This window comes from Bathymodiolus platifrons methanotrophic gill symbiont (genome assembly GCF_002189065.1).
Taxonomy (GTDB): domain Bacteria; phylum Pseudomonadota; class Gammaproteobacteria; order Methylococcales; family Methylomonadaceae; genus Methyloprofundus.
Map to the genome: position 1 here is coordinate 1 of NZ_BDMN01000270.1, position 18,412 is coordinate 18,412.

16 protein-coding genes are annotated in these 18,412 nt (G+C 40.8%); 2 read left to right on the plus strand and 14 right to left on the minus strand.

Annotation, left to right across the window (positions count from 1 at the left end):
- Positions 1–422: 422 nt before the first annotated feature.
- The 14 genes from CDZ78_RS14700 to CDZ78_RS14765 all read right to left on the minus strand — a co-directional run bounded on the left by CDZ78_RS14700 (position 423) and on the right by CDZ78_RS14765 (position 15,664).
- A complete protein-coding gene (locus CDZ78_RS14700; RefSeq protein WP_230991066.1) occupies positions 423–815 on the minus strand; it encodes a type II toxin-antitoxin system VapC family toxin in 393 nt (130 codons plus the stop codon).
- A gap of 218 nt (positions 816–1,033) precedes the next feature.
- Positions 1,034–1,267: a type II toxin-antitoxin system VapB family antitoxin gene (gene vapB / locus CDZ78_RS14705; protein WP_087870684.1), complete on the minus strand. Its 234-nt coding sequence runs from the start codon at positions 1,265–1,267 to the stop codon at positions 1,034–1,036.
- 270 nt (positions 1,268–1,537) lie between these two features.
- Complete coding sequence (locus CDZ78_RS14710) at positions 1,538–1,810, minus strand: YbeD family protein (protein WP_087870685.1); 273 nt, start codon at positions 1,808–1,810, stop codon at positions 1,538–1,540.
- Complete coding sequence (locus CDZ78_RS14715; protein WP_087870686.1) at positions 1,807–2,646, minus strand: D-amino acid aminotransferase; 840 nt, start codon at positions 2,644–2,646, stop codon at positions 1,807–1,809. The genes CDZ78_RS14710 and CDZ78_RS14715 overlap by 4 nt, the downstream gene beginning before the upstream one ends.
- A 4-nt stretch (positions 2,647–2,650) precedes the next feature.
- Complete coding sequence (locus tag CDZ78_RS14720; protein ID WP_087870687.1) at positions 2,651–3,811, minus strand: D-alanyl-D-alanine carboxypeptidase family protein; 1,161 nt, start codon at positions 3,809–3,811, stop codon at positions 2,651–2,653.
- 185 nt (positions 3,812–3,996) lie between these two features.
- Positions 3,997–4,395 (minus strand): SPOR domain-containing protein, encoded by a 399-nt coding sequence (locus tag CDZ78_RS14725; RefSeq protein ID WP_147882872.1) that lies wholly within the window; start codon positions 4,393–4,395, stop codon positions 3,997–3,999.
- Positions 4,392–4,787, minus strand: coding sequence for a septal ring lytic transglycosylase RlpA family protein (locus tag CDZ78_RS14730; protein WP_087870689.1), 396 nt, complete (start codon positions 4,785–4,787; stop codon positions 4,392–4,394). Before CDZ78_RS14730 ends, CDZ78_RS14725 begins: the two co-directional genes overlap by 4 nt.
- Entirely contained in the window at positions 4,780–5,811 is a 1,032-nt protein-coding gene (gene mltB / locus CDZ78_RS14735; RefSeq protein WP_230991063.1) for a lytic murein transglycosylase B, read from the minus strand. The genes CDZ78_RS14730 and mltB overlap by 8 nt, the downstream gene beginning before the upstream one ends.
- Before the next feature lie 53 nt (positions 5,812–5,864).
- Positions 5,865–7,277 carry a dihydrolipoyl dehydrogenase gene (gene lpdA / locus CDZ78_RS14740; protein WP_087870690.1) on the minus strand — a complete coding sequence of 471 codons (1,413 nt, stop codon included), beginning with the start codon at positions 7,275–7,277 and terminating at the stop codon, positions 5,865–5,867.
- 12 nt (positions 7,278–7,289) lie between these two features.
- Entirely contained in the window at positions 7,290–8,885 is a 1,596-nt protein-coding gene (aceF, locus tag CDZ78_RS14745; RefSeq protein ID WP_087870691.1) for a dihydrolipoyllysine-residue acetyltransferase, read from the minus strand.
- 15 nt (positions 8,886–8,900) lie between these two features.
- Entirely contained in the window at positions 8,901–11,582 is a 2,682-nt protein-coding gene (gene aceE, locus CDZ78_RS14750) for a pyruvate dehydrogenase (acetyl-transferring), homodimeric type (protein WP_087870692.1), read from the minus strand.
- Positions 11,583–11,845: 263 nt separating this feature from the next.
- On the minus strand, positions 11,846–12,493 hold the full coding sequence (locus CDZ78_RS14755; protein WP_087870693.1) for a bifunctional 4-hydroxy-2-oxoglutarate aldolase/2-dehydro-3-deoxy-phosphogluconate aldolase: 648 nt from the start codon (positions 12,491–12,493) through the stop codon (positions 11,846–11,848).
- Between the two features lie 87 nt (positions 12,494–12,580).
- On the minus strand, positions 12,581–14,428 hold the full coding sequence (gene edd / locus CDZ78_RS14760; protein ID WP_087870694.1) for a phosphogluconate dehydratase: 1,848 nt from the start codon (positions 14,426–14,428) through the stop codon (positions 12,581–12,583).
- Positions 14,429–14,578: 150 nt separating this feature from the next.
- Positions 14,579–15,664, minus strand: coding sequence for a TRAP transporter substrate-binding protein (locus CDZ78_RS14765; protein ID WP_087870695.1), 1,086 nt, complete (start codon positions 15,662–15,664; stop codon positions 14,579–14,581).
- A 413-nt stretch (positions 15,665–16,077) separates the two neighbouring features.
- Between CDZ78_RS14765 and CDZ78_RS14770 the strand changes: the two genes are divergently transcribed.
- Both CDZ78_RS14770 and htpG read left to right on the plus strand, forming a co-directional pair.
- On the plus strand, positions 16,078–16,215 hold the full coding sequence (locus CDZ78_RS14770) for a type II toxin-antitoxin system Phd/YefM family antitoxin (protein ID WP_087870696.1): 138 nt from the start codon (positions 16,078–16,080) through the stop codon (positions 16,213–16,215).
- Positions 16,216–16,435: 220 nt separating this feature from the next.
- Positions 16,436–18,376 carry a molecular chaperone HtpG gene (gene htpG / locus CDZ78_RS14775; protein ID WP_087870697.1) on the plus strand — a complete coding sequence of 647 codons (1,941 nt, stop codon included), beginning with the start codon at positions 16,436–16,438 and terminating at the stop codon, positions 18,374–18,376.
- Positions 18,377–18,412: the final 36 nt, after the last annotated feature.

Genomic DNA, 18,412 nt, shown 5'->3' on the forward strand with positions numbered 1-18,412 from the left:
GGTTATGACCAATCTTTACCGTCATAATAAGTTCTTGCGACAGAACCATGGCGGGCAAGAATTAAACGACACTACTCTTTTTGGTGAACATATTTATCTTTACGATATTCTTATTAATTAATCAATACATTCATGATAAACAGTTGGACTTAAGTGTAGGTGAAACAATTGTTGCTATGGTTGAAGTGGGAGTATTTAAAATGGGGCATATTAGACAACTTGAGCAGTTGTGTGAGTTATAATCTCTATAGCTTGCCTTCTTCATCTCGCGTAAAACCGGGAGAGCTCTTCTATCAATACCTAAAAGACACCCTATTTTCTGGCAATTAACCCTTGAAATAAAGCAACAATTCCCTTGCCGCCGGGCAATCACTACAAATGACATACTGATTTTTATCAAACACAGTTACTCTCTTTATTTTTTATACCCAGTTATCCAGACGTAACGCTTCAACTCGCTCAAATTCTTTTAAATTATTAGTCACTAAAATCAAGCCTTCGCTACGTGCATGTCCTGCAATATGTATATCATTCACGCCGATAGTTTGGCCATGCTTTTCTAACACGGCGCGAATATTTCCATAATGCTCAGCTGCTTTACTACCGTACTCCACAACATCTAACCGCGACACAAAATTTTCAACTTGACGTAAGTTATGTGCTGGCTGTGCACTTTTTTCAACGCCATGTAATAACTCGGCTAAGGTAATACTAGAAATACACATATGACCAGCATGTTGATTAAATGTTGCTAATACTTCTAAAGCTGAAGTTTCCCAATTATTGAGTAGCTGAAATACACAATGCTGATGTATCGAGGTTTATTTTAGGTGGTTTTGCCATGTTTATAGCAAACCCCTACTTAATTCCCCTTAGGCAATAGCATTTGAAACGAATGAAAAGACTATTTTTTTCATATAGTTGTAGCATAGTTTCAATTTTACCATAAATAATTATTGGGAAACTTCAGCTTCTAAAGGACGACGCCTAATAACGTAAATCACAATATTAGTATCAAGCATGTATTTCAGCATTAAAATGACTCACGAATTGATTCGGTTTGTTCAGCTCTTTTTGTTAAAAAGTCATCACTGACTTTATTATCACTTAAAAAGAAGCTATCCCAGGTATTTTCAATAGGACTTAAAATTCGCTCTTTGCCGACCTTACGAATCACGACCCGCTTCACGCTTTCATCAAATCGCGCGTCAACAGGCAAGCGAACCGCCTGTGTTTTATTATTTACAAAAATTGAGCCTTGTAGCATTATTTTCTCTTTACAGTAAAGGTATGAACTAAAAGTATATACAAAACTCACTAAAGTGTAAATCAATTACTTCCCGTATCTAGCCATCCATCTAAGCGAAGGAGTAACACGCTGTAGCTATTTTCGAAACAGCAATTGCTAAGCTCCAAAGCACTTGAAGTTCCACCTTGGATAGTGTCTGAACGGTTACCTTTCTTAATGGCTAAGAGTCAAATATTTGCTAAAGCGCAGTGGCTACCGAATGGTAGCCACTGCCTGTTCAAGAGCAAGTTACAGTGTCATTGTTATATGCGGACAGGCATTTAAGTCCGTATAGATAGCATCCAGTTGCGCCTTGCTTTGCGCTTCAACTTCCACTGTAATGGCGATGAATTTCCCACCTTTACTAAGTCGTGTTCTGACTGCATTTTCACTTAAATTATCTACATGCCGACGCACAAGTGCCACGATGATTGCATCCAGATCAGGGATATTTTTACCCATTGCTTTGATCGGAAACTGGCAGGGAAACTTAAAGGGCGATTCATGTTCTAGCTCGGTCATGATATAGCCCCTTTATACTCTTGAAATAATTTCTGCATGGTTTGCCATACCGGTCCTACCTGTCCATTACCCACGGGTTTATTATCCAGACTGGTAACCGGTAAAATTTCCCGGGTAGAACTAGTCAACCAGATTTCACTGGCTGATTGCAAAGCAGCTAATGAAATAACATCTTCGCGCAAACTTATACCATTAACTTTAGCTAAGTCTATAATAACGTCCCGAGTGATACCGGGTAAGATTTCATTGCTATTAATCGGGGTCACTAACACGCCATCAATCACGGCAAAAATATTGCTTGCCGCTCCTTCTGTGGCATAGCCATCTTTTATCAGAATAGCTTCTGCACATGCATTATCGACTGCTTGCTGGCGTAATAATATATTTGCCAGTAAAGTGGTTGCTTTTATATTGCATAACTGCCAGCGCATATCATCCAGAGTTATTGCCTGCACACCTTTATCGCGTGCAAAAGGAACAATCTCAGAGCACATAGCAAAAATAGTTGGCTCACATTGCTCAGGAAATGCATGATCTCTTTTATCGGCAACACCTCGCGTTATTTGCAAATAAATATATTGCGCATCACCTTCGATTAATAGCGGCTGTAAAATTTCCAGCCATTGCTTTGTATCCAGAGAAATAGGCAAGCGTATTCCATGCAGGCTATTGTTTAATCGTTGTAAGTGCGCTTCCAGGCAAAATAATTGACCAAAATAGGCAGGAATAACTTCATAAACACCATCACCAAATAAAAAACCCCGGTCTAATACTGAAATTTTTGCTTTAGATAAAGGCAAATACTCACCATTTAAATATACAATTTTATCTTGCATGGTTTTATTTAATTAGCATTAAGGCTGAATCATAAGCTCTCTGGAAAAAACTGCCTTTTTCCACAGCATTTAATGCAACTAAAGGCATGGATCTGATAGTTTTGTCACGTAAAGTAACGTTGACTACCCCAAGCTGATCACCCTGTTGTACAGGCGCCATTATTGTCACATCTACGCTTGTCGCCGCTTTCATTTCCTTATAATGGCGCCTAGATATGGTCACGTATAAATCTTCAGCAACACCCAGGCTAACTATTTCACTAGCACCCTTCCAGACTCTACCAGATGTTAACTCAGTATTCGCATCATATAATTTATGTGTTTCAAAAAAGCGGAAACCATAGCTCAGTAAAGTCTGGCTTTCATTAGCACGGGCACTTTTACTTTTTGTCCCTAAAACCACTGAAATTAAGCGCATTTGTTGTCGTTTCGCAGAAGCAATCAAACAATATCCCGCCTCTTCTGTATGGCCTGTTTTTACACCATCAACAGACTCATCGCGCCATAATAAAGTATTACGATTTTTTTGCGTAATTTTATTATAAGTAAATTCTTTTTCTGAGTCCCAGCGATAGTATTCAGGAAACTCCTTAATAACAGCGCGTGTTAAAACTGCTAAATCTCGTGCCGTCGTATAATGCTGGTTTGGTACTGGCAAACCTGTTGCATTCATAAAATGTGTGCTGTGCATTCCTAAGCGTTGCGCTTGCTGATTCATCATTTCTGCAAAGGTCTGCTCATCACCAGCAATATGTTCCGCAATGGCAACACTGGCATCATTACCTGATTGAATAATAATACCTTTTAACAAGTCTTCGACCTTAACCTGTTTATTGACCTCAATAAACATTTTAGAGCCGGGGGTGCGCCAGGCTTTTTCACTGATAGTGACCATTTCATCAAGACTTAGCCGGTTATTGCTTAACTCACGGAAAGCAATATACACAGTCATTATTTTAGTTAAACTTGCCGGTGGTAGCACTTCATCCGAATTTCTCTCAGCCAGAATTCTGCCACTATCAAAATCCTGTAGGAAGTAACTGCTCGCCGCCAGGCGGGGCGGAGCTGGAATTAGAATTTCACTTTCTGCCCTGATTTGCGTTAAGGGTAATAATAAGAAAATAAAAAGAATGATTGATAAATTTTTCTGTATTTTTGGGAACATAAACAAGGAATCTGAACTATAAATTGAAAAAAATATTACATGCACTACTCATATAAATGAGTATATACATACTGGATAGGCAAAGTGACAACGTGCCCATCACCCTGGAAACATGTAAGCCTAATAGGTACGAAAATCTTTTTCCCATCTTGACTTTAGTATTTTATATAATCTCTAAAGCTCTTTTACTCCTGGCCTGTAGAGACATAATGACCAGTCACTATACCTATTGATTTTAGCTTTTCGTTGATATCATCTGCTTCAGTTACTGAAGAGATAGGTCCAATCTGGACTTTAAAAAGTCCACTGCCTGACAATTCACTAGGTACGATTCTACTTTTCGTCAATTGCATTGCAGTTACTTTTTCTTGCAATAAAACTGCATTTTCCAGTGTTGCAAATGCACCTATTTGATAATAAATCTTTTTAACCAAGGTAGTATTTGTATCAGCATTAACATCACCCGGTTGAATAGCTAACACATCAACAAAACCAGTACCTGCTTTATCAAGCCCTAGTTTAACAGCCGCGGCAAAAGATAAATCAATAATTCTATGCGCATGGAAAGGTCCACGATCATTCACTCTGACAATGATACTACGCTATCTAAATTAGTTACTTGCACATAACTTGGGATAGGCAGAGTTTTATGTGCCGCAGTCATTGCCCACATATCATACGCTTCACCTGTCGCAGTATTTTTCTGGTGAAACTTGGTTCCATACCAGGAGGCTATGCCCTGCTGTCTATAGCCTTTATTAGTGGATAATACATGATAGGTTTCTCCCAAAACCTCATAGCTTTCAGGATTAACCGAAGCCAACCAGGGTTCGTATTGTGGTACAGCATCCGGAATGACAGAAATATCAATGGTGATATTTTCCGGGCTACCATCAACGATCAATGACTCGGGCTTTTCTCCAACTGAACAGGCGCTTAACCACGCAGTTACTAATACTAAACAGGCTTTATTCATTAGTCGTTATAATATATTGCTGCTTTATCGCCTGACTTAATTGTAAGACAGCCAATGCATAAAGCGCACTATGATTATATCGGGTGATGACATAAAAATTCTCTAACCCTACCCAAAGATCCTGCCCTTTTTGTTGCTCGAAACTTAATAATTTAAGAGGCTCATCATCCGCTATTTGTTCAGGTAACTGGATACGCAAAGCTTTAAGTTGGGCTGCATTCATATCTGGCTTTAAGCCTTTACTCAATGCCTGTTTGTATTGCTCACCTTTTGCTTTTACAGGAAATGCAATATCTTTACCGGGCTGCCAATGATGCTTAACAAAATAGTTCGCTACACTAGCAATAGCATCAGATGGGTTGTTCCAGATATCACGCTTTACATCGCCCTCATAATCAGCGGCAAAATTACGGTAGCTACTAGGCATAAATTGCGGCATACCCATTGCCCCCGCATAAGAACCAACCGGCTCCAGAGGATTCATTTGTTCTTCACGGCATAACAGTAAAAATTGTTCTAATTCACTAAGAAAAAAAGCACTTCGTTTTGGATATTCGAAACCAAGAGTAGCTAAAGCATCAATAACTCTGTGCCCTCCGGTACGCTTACCATACAAAGTTTCGACACCAATAATGGCAATAATAATTTCTTCAGGAAGACCATAAATTTTTTGCATAGTAGTCAAACTGATCAGATTATCCTGCCAGAATTTAACACCACCCTGTATGCGTGAGTCACGAATAAAAATCTTACGATATTTATACCATGGCATCCCCTCGGCAGGGCGAGTCATTGCCGCAATAATTTTTGGCTTTACTTCTACAGATTGAAATAAAGTCACCAACTCAGCATGGTCAAACTCATGTTGTTCAACCATTTTGTTGATAAATTTATCAACGGCCACCTGATCCTTAATTTCAGCCTGCGCAAAAGGACTAATAAATAGAGAGATTAAAATTAGAGTAGCAAGCAATCGCTTTTGCATGATTTGTACGTTTAGGGAAGTAAAAATAAATGAGGTCATATTGTAGGTTGGATTAGATCTACGCTTCGCTAGATAATCTAATCCAACCTACACTATTTTTTTACATACAGATCAGTAATGGTGCCAGTTACCATTTCCGCTGCGAAAGCAAAAGTTTCAGAAAGAGTTGGGTGCGCATGAATACTTAAGCCTACGTCTTCCGCATCAGCCCCCATTTCCAGAGCCAATACTGCTTCAGCAACGAGTTCACCTGCATTAGGCCCAACCATACCAGCGCCCAAAATACGCCCTGTTTCAGGATCACAGAGCATCTTAGTCAAACCTTCACTACGATCCAGACTCAAAGACCGTCCACTAGCAGCCCAAGGGAATGCGCCTTTATCATAAGCAATCCCTTGTTCTTTCGCCTGGTTTTCAGTTAAGCCCATCCATGCAATTTCAGGATCTGTATAAGCAACCGATGGAATCGTTAGAGCATCAAAGCCTGATTTATGCCCAGCCACTACTTCTGCCGCAATCTTGCCTTCATAAACTGCTTTATGCGCCAGCATAGGATTACCAACAATATCGCCGATAGCATAGATATGAGGCACATTAGTTTTTTGTTGTTTATCGACCGCAATAAAACCACGTTCATCAACATTAACACCCGCATGCTCGGCGCCGATCAATAGACCGTTAGGCTTACGCCCAATAGCAACCAGTACTTTATCAAAGACTTCAGCCTCAGGTGCTTTATCACCACCAAAAGTCACTTTAAGCCCATCATCCTGTGGAACAATGCTTTCAACTTTCGTTTTTAGCCAGATATTTTTATACTGTTTTTTAATGCGGCGTTGCAAAGGTGTTACCAGATCTTTATCACAGCCGGGGATAATCTGATCCATTAACTCGACGACACTGATTTCAGATCCTAGCGCATGATAAACCGTCGCCATTTCCAGACCGATAATACCACCACCAACAATCAATAGTTTTTTGGGTACATCCTGCATATTTAATGCATCAGTTGAATCCATTAGGCGTGGATCATCATTAGGAAATACCGGGATTTTATTTACCTGAGAACCAGCGGCAATAATCGCATTATCAAAAGTGATTTTTTGAGTACCGGATTCACTATCAACATCCATCGAGTTCGCTGAGGTAAACTGACCTAGACCATGTACAACTTGAACTTTACGTTGCTTGGCCAATCGAGCCAAACCGCCGGTTAAAGTATTGGTAATGCCCTCTTTCCAGGATCTGATTTTATCTAAATCAAACTCAGGTTTACCAAAACTAAGTCCATGTTGCTCAAAATGCTCTGCCTCATGTACTAATTGCGCAACATGTAATAAGGCTTTAGACGGAATACAACCGACATTTAAACAAACTCCACCTAAAACCGGATATTTTTCAACCAGAACAACCTGCTTGCCTAAATCTGCCGCACGAAACGCTGCTGTATAACCACCAGGACCACCACCTAAAACCAGGACTTCTGCATGTATAATATCTGCCATATTCGTATCTCCCTATAGTAATAAGCGGCGAATATCGCCTAAGTATTTAATCAATGTTGACATAAATCGCGCGCCTTCTGCCCCATCAATCACTCGGTGATCATAGGTTAAATCAAGTGGCAACATAAGTTTAGGCACAAATTCAGAACCATTCCATACCGGTTTCATTTCTGATCGAGTAACACCTAATATAGCTACTTCAGGCGCATTAACAATCGGGGTAAATGCTTTACCACCAATCCCGCCTAAACTAGAAATCGTAATACAACCACCACGCATATCTGAAGGTAATAATTTACCATTACGCGCCTTTTCACTCAGCTCTGATAAATCCCGCGTTAATTCAGCAATGCCTTTTTTATCGACATCTTTAAGCACAGGAACAACCAGACCATTCGGTGTATCTACCGCAATACCAACATTAAAGTATTTCTTCAGAATTAAAAACTCACCGTCAGGTGACAAAGAACTATTAACCGTTGGGAATTGCTGCATGGCAGCCACTAAGGCTTTAACGATAAATATTAAGCCCGTCACTTTAATATCAGCCGTCTTATCTGCATTCAACGCTTTACGGAAGGCTTCCATCTCTGTAATGTCAGCTTCATCATGATAAGTCACTAAGGGTAAATTCAACCAGACACGACTTAAATTCTTTCCTGTCAGGCGTTGAATTTTGCTTAGTTTTTTCTCTTCCGTCTCACCAAACTGGCTAAAATCAACGGCAGGAATAGGCGGAATACCCGCACCACCTTGCACTGCCCCACCTGATGTCATCGCTTTTTTAACAAAGTTTTTAACATCCTCTTTTAAAAGACGTCCTTTACGGCCACTACCCTGATTCACCTGGCTAATATCCACACCTAATTCACGTGCAAATAAACGCACACTCGGGCTGGCATGAGCAGGCTTTCCTGATTGATTTGCAACTGGAGCGTTCGGTGCTGGACTGGAAGTAACTGCTTGATTTGCAGGGGCTGTCGCTGATTTAGCTACTTCTTTAACCGGCTCAGGACTAACCTCAACAGCTGCAGCTGATTGTACTTCCAAAGAAATAATCAAATCACCTTCAGAAACTTTATCACCCACCTTAACAAAGACATCTTTAACAATACCCGATTCCGTCGAAGGCAAATCCATACTTGCCTTATCTGTCTCTAAAACTGCAAGTGTCTGCTCTTTAGTGACCGTATCGCCGGTTTGAATTAAAACTTCGATAACATCAATATCAGCCACATCCCCTACATCCGGGACTTTGACTTCTATAATACTCACGGCCATCGCCACAACAGCGGCTGTTTCAACCTGATCAGGGGCAGCAATTTTGACATTTTCAACAACAGGCACATCAGAAATCTCTGCCGCCGCAGCAGCTTCTAAAATAACCACCAACGCCCCTTCAGAAACCTTATCACCAACACTGACATGTACCGATTTTACTGTACCTGCCGCACTCGATGGTAAATCCATACTGGCTTTATCTGTTTCTAACACGGCTAATGTTTGCTCTACTTCGACCACATCGCCTACTTTCACTAATACCTCAATGACATCAATATCAGCGACATCACCGACATCAGGCACTTTTACTTCTGTTAATAGCGTCATAATAAACTTCTTCTGTTAGATTAACCAAGGCGCAATAATTGCTGCATCTATATTATATTTTTTAATTGCCTTATCTATTTTCGCAGCGTCAAACTCGCCTTTATCAGCCAGACTTTTCAGTGCTGCAATAGTAATATGATAGCGGTCTACTTCAAAGAAACTGCGTAATTTTTCACGCGTATCAGATCGACCAAATCCATCTGTACCTAATACTGTGTAATCAGCTTTGATAAAGGGGCGAATTTGCTCGGCAAAGGCACGAATATAATCGGTTGCCGCAATCACTGGAATATCAGCCTTAGTGATACTCTTTTCTACATGAGAAAGTTGCGTTTTCTCTGTTGGATGTAAGCGATTCCAGCGTTCACAAGCTACACCATCTCGCGCCAATTCTGTAAAACTTGTACAGCTCCAAAGGTCAGCTTCGACACCCCAGTCTTCCTGTAACAAGCTTGCTGCTTGCATCACTTCACAAAAAATCGTACCCGAACCTAATAATTGTACTTTAGGTGCTTTCTTACGACTAATACCCGATTGAAACAGATACATACCTTTTAGGATATCCTGTTCAGCCCCTTTAGGTATCGCAGGTTGAGCATAATTCTCATTCATAACGGTAAGATAATAGAACACATCCTCTTGCTCTACATACATACGGCGCATACCATCCTGAATAATCACCGCTAATTCATAACCGAAAGTCGGATCATAAGAAATACAGTTAGGAACCGTTGCCGACATTAAATGACTATGACCATCTTCATGCTGTAAACCTTCACCATTCAGAGTTGTTCTTCCTGCTGTTCCACCCAGCAAGAAACCGCGTGTACGTTGATCTGCCGCAGCCCATATCAAATCGCCAACGCGCTGAAAACCAAACATTGAATAATAAATAAAGAACGGGATCATCGGCACATTATGTGTAGAGTATGCCGTTCCAGCAGCAATCCAGTCACATAAACCACCGGCTTCATTAATTCCTTCCTGTAAGACCTGACCTTGTTTATCTTCTTTATAGAACATTAACTGATCGGCATCCTGAGGAGTATACAACTGACCAACCTGTGACCAGATACCTAGCTGACGGAACATCCCTTCCATACCAAAGGTACGTGACTCATCAGGCACAATCGGCACAATACGTTTACCAATTTTTTTATCTTTGACCAGTATATTAAGAATTCTGACAAAGGCCATGGTAGTCGAAATATTACTTCCCTCTTTAGTACCATCCAGTATCGCTTGAAAAGCACTTAATTCAGGAATTTCCAGCGCTTCAGATTTTTGTCTACGCGCTGGTATATGCCCACCAAGATCTGTTCGGCGCTGTTGCATATATTTGTATTCTTCTGAGTCTTCCGTAAACTGCAAATACGGCAAACTTTCGATTTCTTTATCTGTAACTGGAAGTTGCCAGCGATCACGAATACTAGTGATCGATTGTAAACTCATCTTTTTCTGCTGATGGCTGGTATTCTGCGCTTCACCCGAGTCTCCCATTCCATAACCCTTAATGGTTTTAGCTAGAATAACAGTAGGTTGACCAGCATGTTCATTCGCAGCATAATAAGCTGAAAAGACTTTAATCGGGTCATGTCCACCGCGATTAAGTGTCCAGATATCCTTATCTGTATATTCAACAACTAAAGCTTGTAATTCAGGTGTATTAAAGAAATGCTTACGTACATAAGCACCATCTTTAGACTTATAAGTCTGATAGTCGCCATCCACACATTCCATCATGCGCTTCATAACTATGCCTTCTTTATCTTTAGCTAACAGTGCATCCCAGTGTCTGCCCCAGATAACTTTGATAACATTCCAGCCTGCACCACGAAAACTACCCTCTAATTCCTGAATAATTTTACCATTACCACGCACTGGGCCATCAAGGCGCTGTAGATTACAGTTCACCACAAAAATCAGATTATCCAGCTTTTCACGGCCAGCCATGGTAATCGCACCCAGTGTTTCTGGCTCATCTGTCTCACCATCACCCAGGAAAGCCCAGACTTTACGGTCATCTGTTTTAGCAAGGCCTCGTGCATGCATATAGCGCATAAAACGTGCCTGATAAATCGCCATAATCGGCCCCAACCCCATAGAAACCGTTGGAAATTGCCAGAAATCAGGCATTAACCAAGGGTGCGGATAGGAAGACAAACCATTACCACCGACTTCCTGGCGGAACTGATCCATTTTTTCATCATTAAACCGACCTAATAAATAAGCCCGCGCATAATCCCCGGGGCAAGAATGCCCTTGCACGAAAACCATATCAGCACCACGCTCATCGGTTGCAGCATGCCAGAAATGATTATGCCCAACATCGTATAAAGTTGCAGCAGAAGCAAAACTGGCAATATGCCCACCAACATTAGTACTTTTATTCGCCCTTAATACCATCATCATCGCATTCCAGCGCACATAGGCACGAATTTTACGCTCAATGGTGGTCATTCCAGGAAACTTTGGTTGTTGTTCAACAGGAATAGTATTGATATAAGCGGTATTAGCACTAAAAGGAATGCCCGTCCCTGATTGTCTTGCCATTTCGACCAGTTGCCCAATAATAAACTGGACACGCTCACTACCGTCTTGCTCTTGAATAGCGCCTAATGCTTCCAGCCATTCTTGTGTTTCTTCTGGATCTATATCAAGCTGATCTAACATATTGGCATTCAAACCATTACTCATCCCATACTCCTGCGATTTTTGTGTTGTGCCACTAGACGGCACTGTAAAAACTCTTTTTTTTCTGGTTCCCATACGTTGCATGGGAATAATAAACTATCATAAATCAAATTAATCTTCGCAGGGGTTAGCTTAGTCTTGCTGGGTTACGTTTTTATTGCTTCGCAAAAAAATCTAACCCAACCTACAAAACATACTGATACCCAAATATGAATATATTCATATTTGGGTATCAACGGAAGACAATAAGCCATACCTTTAATTAATTACCTTTTTGCATTGGCAACAGCTTCTTTAGCCAATGCCGTTACTTTATCCCAATCCTTATTCTTAACGGCATCAGCTGGCACTAACCACGAGCCACCGACACAGGCTACATTTTTAAGTGCCAGATAATCATTATAGTTACTTGGCGAGATTCCCCCCGTAGGGCAAAAAGTAATCTGTGGAATAGGACCTGCAATCCCTTTTAACATGGGAATGCCACCGGCCGCTTCAGCCGGAAAGAATTTAAAATGATCCAGGCCATATTCCATGCCTAACATCAGTTCAGAAACCGAAGCAATACCAGGAATCAGGGCAATCTCACTTTGGTTAGCAGCGGCTAACAGTTTAGGAGTCAATCCTGGGCTAATGGCAAATACTGCACCTGCATCAGCAACTGCCTGCAATTGCTCTGGTGTCGTAATCGTCCCCGCCCCCACATACGCGCCTTCAACTTCCTCGCTAATGGCTTTAATTGAGTCCATTGCAGCCTCTGTACGCAAAGTAATTTCCAATACCTTGATGCCACCGGCCATTAACGCACGCGCCAAAGGCACTGCATCAGCTACATCTTGAATTACCATTACCGGCATAACAGGCGATGCATTTAAGACTTCAGAGGGTTTAACTTTCCAGTTATTAATCGTCATATTTAGTTTATGTGTATAAGTAGGGCGTGACTTTAGCCCGCCATTACCAAAAGTCTATTAAAGGCGGGCTAAAGCCACGCCCTACCTCTATGTCCGATTAACGCGACAATAAAGATTATCTTCGTCAAATAAATTAGTCGCACCGGTTTGAGCAGATGAAGCACCAACACGAAATGCGCCAAACATTTCTCGCCCCATACCCCAATGATGATCCTGCGCACTGTTAGGCTCTGCTTTACGTGCTTTAAATTCAGCAGCATCAACTAACGCATTTACCTCACCAGTCTGAGTGTTCAAATTAATGACGTCACCCGTACGTACTTTAGCTAATGGGCCACCATCTTCACACTCAGGGCACATATGAATAGCTGAAGGAACTTTTCCTGAGGCTCCCGACATACGTCCATCAGTAACAATAGCTACTTTAAAACCTTTATCCTGCAATAAACCTAACAATGGAGTCAACTTATGTAATTCAGGCATACCATTAGATTTAGGCCCCTGGAAACGTAACACAATAATAAAGTCACGTTCAAGCTCACCCCGGTGAAAAGCAGCCACCACATCATCCTGATCATCGAATACTAAAGCAGGCGCTTCAACTACTTGATGTTTCTCAGCAACAGCAGAAACTTTAGAGATACCACGTCCTAAATTACCATGCATGACATGCAGACCACCACCAACAGCAAAAGGTTTTTCTAGCGAACCGATTACTTCAGGGTCTAAAGAGGCTTCCGGCCCTTCTTCCCAAAGCAACTGACCATTATCCAGTTTAGGCTCTTGAGAATACCCCGCCAACCCTCGTTTATCACCAACAGTTAAAACATCTTCGTGTAAAAAGCCACCTCTTAATAATTCAGCGATCAAGACACTCATACCACCAGCCGCCTGAAAATGGTTAATATCTGCAGGGCCATTAGGGTAAACTTTGGTTAATAACGGTATTGCATGTGATAGCTCATTAAAATCATCCCAGTTAACGTCAATACCCGCCGCCCGTGCAATAGCGACGATATGCATAGTATGATTCGTTGATCCACCGGTTGCCAATAAACCCACTATGGCATTCACAATAGCTTTTTCATCAATCACACGTCCTAAAGGACGATAATCATCCCCCATCGCAGTAAATTTTAATACTTGCTCAGCCGCCGCTTTGGTTAATTCATCTCTTAATGGCGTATAAGGATTAATAAATGAACTACCGGGAAGATGCAGCCCCATTATCTCAACCATCATCTGGTTACTATTTGCTGTACCATAGAAAGTACAGGTTCCAGGGCTATGATAGGATTTAGATTCAGATTCTAATAGTTCTTTACGGCCAATTTTTCCTTCCGCATATTTCTGACGGGTACGTGCTTTTTCTTTATTACTGATACCACTAGGCATTGGACCAGAGGGTACAAAAACAGCAGGCAAATGTCCAAAGCTCAATGCCCCTAACAATAAGCCGGGAACAATCTTGTCACAAACACCTAAATAAAGGCCACCATCAAACATATTATGGCTTAGGCTGATCGCAGTAGACATCGCAATCACATCACGACTAAAGAGTGACAACTCCATCCCTGGCTGGCCTTGAGTGACACCATCACACATTGCAGGTACACCGCCCGCAACCTGAGCAACACCACCCGCCGCCTTAATCGCTGCTTTAATTAAATCCGGAGAATCTTTATATGGCTCATGTGCGGATAACATATCATTATACGACGTGATAATCGCAATATTTGGCTTTTTATCGCTTGCTAAATCAGCTTTATCACCTGTATTACACGCAGCAAAACCATGTGCCAGATTACCACACGCAAGAGTCGCCCGATGAGAACCCTGTTCAGCCGCTTTATCTATATGTTTTAAATAAAGAGTACGTACCACATGGCTACGCTCAATGATTTGCTGAGTGACTTTTTCTACTACTGCATGCATATTATTCTTTTCCACTAAAGCTGCTATATAGTAACAATTTTTCCAGTAAAGTTACTTTTAACAACAATTAAAAACTTTAATCGCGGTATTATACAGCAACACTGTGACAACAAAAACCACAGCGGCACGTAGAGCGGACTAAAGTCCACCCTACACCAAAGCCCGCGCCTTTAAAAATGCCTGCTCGGACAAAGTACTCCACTGCGAGACCTGCGCTCTAAACTGGCTAAATGAAGTATAAATTTTCATACTCATCGGATCTTTATTCGCCAACTCAAGCACTACTTCTTCTGAAATCTGCTTTAATTTCCTAAGCACATCATCAGGCAACGGCATCAACTTAACTCCGTGTTTATTAACTAAAGTATCCAGTGCCTGATTATTTTTCGCCGTGTAATCAGCAAGCATATCCATATTAACCGCCTTACAAGCTGTCATAACAATGCTCTGCAAGTCATCAGGTAACTCACTAAATGCCTGCTTATTAATCATCGCTTCCATCGTAGAGCCAGGCTCATGCCAACCTGGGTAATAATAGTATTTGGCTACTTTATAAAAGCCAAATGCCAGATCATTATAAGGCCCTACCCATTCAGTGGCATCTAACGCACCTGATTGTAAAGAGGTAAATAGCTCACCACCCGGTATATTCACTGTAGTTCCACCCGCTCTACGCAACACCTCGCCACCTAAGCCTGGCATACGCATTTTCAGGCCTTTTAAATCTTCAATAGTTTTAATTTCCCGATTAAACCAGCCCGCCATTTGCACACCCGAATTACCTGCTGCGGCTGGGATTAGATTAAACGGCTCGTAAAGCTCGCGCCATAGCTCCATACCACCACCATAATATAACCAGGCATTCATTTCCTGAGCGGTTAAGCCAAAGGGTACAGAAGAAAAAAACTGCGTTGCTGCATTCTTGCCCTTCCAGTAATAAGCACCCGAGTGGCCCATTTGTGCAGTTCCTTTGGATACCGCATCAAAGACTTCAAAGGCAGGCACTAGCTCATTCGCACCATAGACCTTCACCTTAATACGACCACCGCTCATCTCATTAATGTTCTTGGCTAAAAGATTTGCACCAGTCCCTAATCCAGGGAAGTTCTTAGGCCAGGCAGTAACCATTTTCCACTTATACTTTGCTTTTGCATGCACAACACCCGGAGCAAGCAACGCCCCACCAGCTGCTACCGCACCAACGCCTGCCTTATTAATAAAATCACGTCTTTTCATATTGCATCACCTTGTACTTGAGTAGCCTTATTTTACCTGAACTAGACAAAATGATGCATTGTATCCCTTTATCCTAGAAAAATCAGTTGCCCACGGTTTCTAGCACAAGTTATTGATTCCACATCACTTCAAAAAAATGCCCGCTTAACCTATGGGTGAAGCTAAGATTTTTTTAAAGCACTGTAAAAGCAACACCTTGCACTATAAACTCGCGTTTAACTGATTTTTCTAGGTTTATCAAATAGTGCATAAACAAAAAAAGCCGCAAAAAGCGGCCTTATTTGTCATAACCCAAAAATGAACCACTCTATAGGTTGATCTCAAGGAAAATAAAATGCAAAAAATCACTAACTAGGCTTGTTATAGCTCCAAAATATAACTAAACTAAGTTTAGCTAACCATGAGGAACACCTATGTTACAAATGAATATACACGAAGCTAAAACGCACTTATCACAATTACTTGAACAAATAGAAGCCGGTGAGGATGTTATTATTGCCCGCCATGGAAAACCCGTTGCTCGGCTTATTCCTTACACCTCTTTCTTCTAGTTCATTCATAAAAAGTATATTTCCTCAGTTCTGGATAGACATTATGCGATTGTTATTGATCGTTATGCAGACATTTAACAATAAATCTTATCTGAAAACATCAGTAATAAGATAAAAAAGAGTGGTTTGTGCTGTGCATATTTTCTTTAGCCCTTGAAAAAAGCATTAATTACCCCTATATCGAAGTGATATTTACTATTATTTTGGAGAAACAAGTACCATGACCGTTGAAGCAAAAAAAGAAACGCTGGGATTTCAGACAGAAGTTAAGCACTTATTACATTTGATGATTCACTCTTTATATAGTAATAAAGAGATTTTTCTACGCGAGTTAATTTCCAATGCATCTGATGCTGCCGACAAACTTCGCTTTGAAGCGCTATCTAATGATGGGCTTTATGACGGTGATAGTGAGCTGAAAATTCGTATTGCGTTTGATAGGGGCGCTAAGACAATTACAGTCAGTGATAACGGTATTGGTATGACGCGCGAAGAAGTGCAGGAACATATTGGTACTATTGCAAAATCAGGAACTAAGCAGTTTTTTGATTCACTTACTGGCGACCAGGCAAAAGACAGCGAATTGATTGGTCAGTTCGGTGTCGGTTTCTATTCTGCTTTTATTGTTGCTGATAAAGTTACTTTAACAACACGTAAGGCTGGTTCAACAGAAGCGGTAACCTGGGAATCAGCGGGTGAAGGTGAGTACACTCTGGGAACTGTGGAAAAAGCAGGGCGTGGTACAGACGTTGTTTTACATCTAAAAGAAGCTGAAAAAGAGTTCCTGGATGATTATCGCTTACGTTCTGTCGTTAAAAAATTCTCTGATCATATTTCTTTGCCTATTATTATGGATAAAGAAATTCCAGCGGTAAAGGATGAAGAAGGTAATGAAACCGAAGCAGCTAAAGTAGAAGATGAAACTGTTAATAGTGCTTCTGCTATGTGGACTAAATCTAAAGATGAGCTAGATGATGAAGCTTATAACGAATTCTACAAGCATGTAGGACATGATTTTCAAGATCCTTTAGCTCACGTACATAGTAAAGTTGAAGGAACCAACGAATATACTATGTTGTTATATGTGCCTGCACGTGCACCTTTTGATATGTGGGACAAAGATGCAAAGCACGGCGTAAAACTTTATGTACGTAAAGTGTTTATTATGGATGATGCCGAGCAGTTAATGCCGCGTTACCTGCGTTTTATTCGTGGTGTGATTGATACAGATTCATTGCCATTAAATGTTTCACGCGAAATTCTACAGCAAAGTAAAAAAATCAGCATCATTAAAGCGGGTGCTGTTAAAAAAGTTCTAGGTTTATTAGAAAATATCGCTAAAAACGATAAAGAGAAATACGCGAGCTTCTGGTCTGAGTTTGGTAATGTGATTAAAGAAGGCCCAATTGAAGATCATAAAAACAAAGAGCGTGTAGCTAAATTATTACGTTTTGCTTCTACTCATACTGACACTGATGCGCAGGGTGTTTCTTTTGAAGATTACATCTCACGTATGAAAGAAGACCAGGACAAAATTTATTATGTTACTGCAGATAGTTTTACTGCGGCTAAAAACAGCCCGCATTTAGAAATTTTCCGCAAAAAAGGCATAGAAGTTCTATTATTATCTGATCGTGTTGATGAGTGGTTGGTATCTAACCTGAATGACTTTGATGGCAAAGTATTACAATCAGTTGCCAAAGGTCAGTTAGATTTAGATAAATTTGATACTGAAGAAGATAAAAAAGAACAGGAAGAAGCAACTAAAGATTTCGAGTCTGTGATTACTCAAATCAAAGAAATATTAGGTGATAAAGTAGGCGATGTGCGTACTAGTCATCGTTTGACTGCTTCACCTTCATGTCTGGTTTCTGAGCAAGATGCGATGAGCTTAAATATGGAACGCATCATGAAAGAAGCGGGTCAGGATATGAGCATGATGGGTATGGGAGCTCCTAAGCCAGTATTTGAAATTAATCCGGATCACGCATTAGTGACACGTCTAAAAGATGAGCAAGATGATGAGCGTTTTGCTGATTTAACACGTATCCTGTTTGATCAGGCTATTTTAAGTGAAGGCGGTCAGTTGGATGATCCGGCTGATTTTGTACATAACTTAAATGGTTTATTGCAGGGCTTATTAAAATCTGAAGTTTCCTAGTTTTTAAAGCATAAGAATATTAGTTAGTGCTTATTT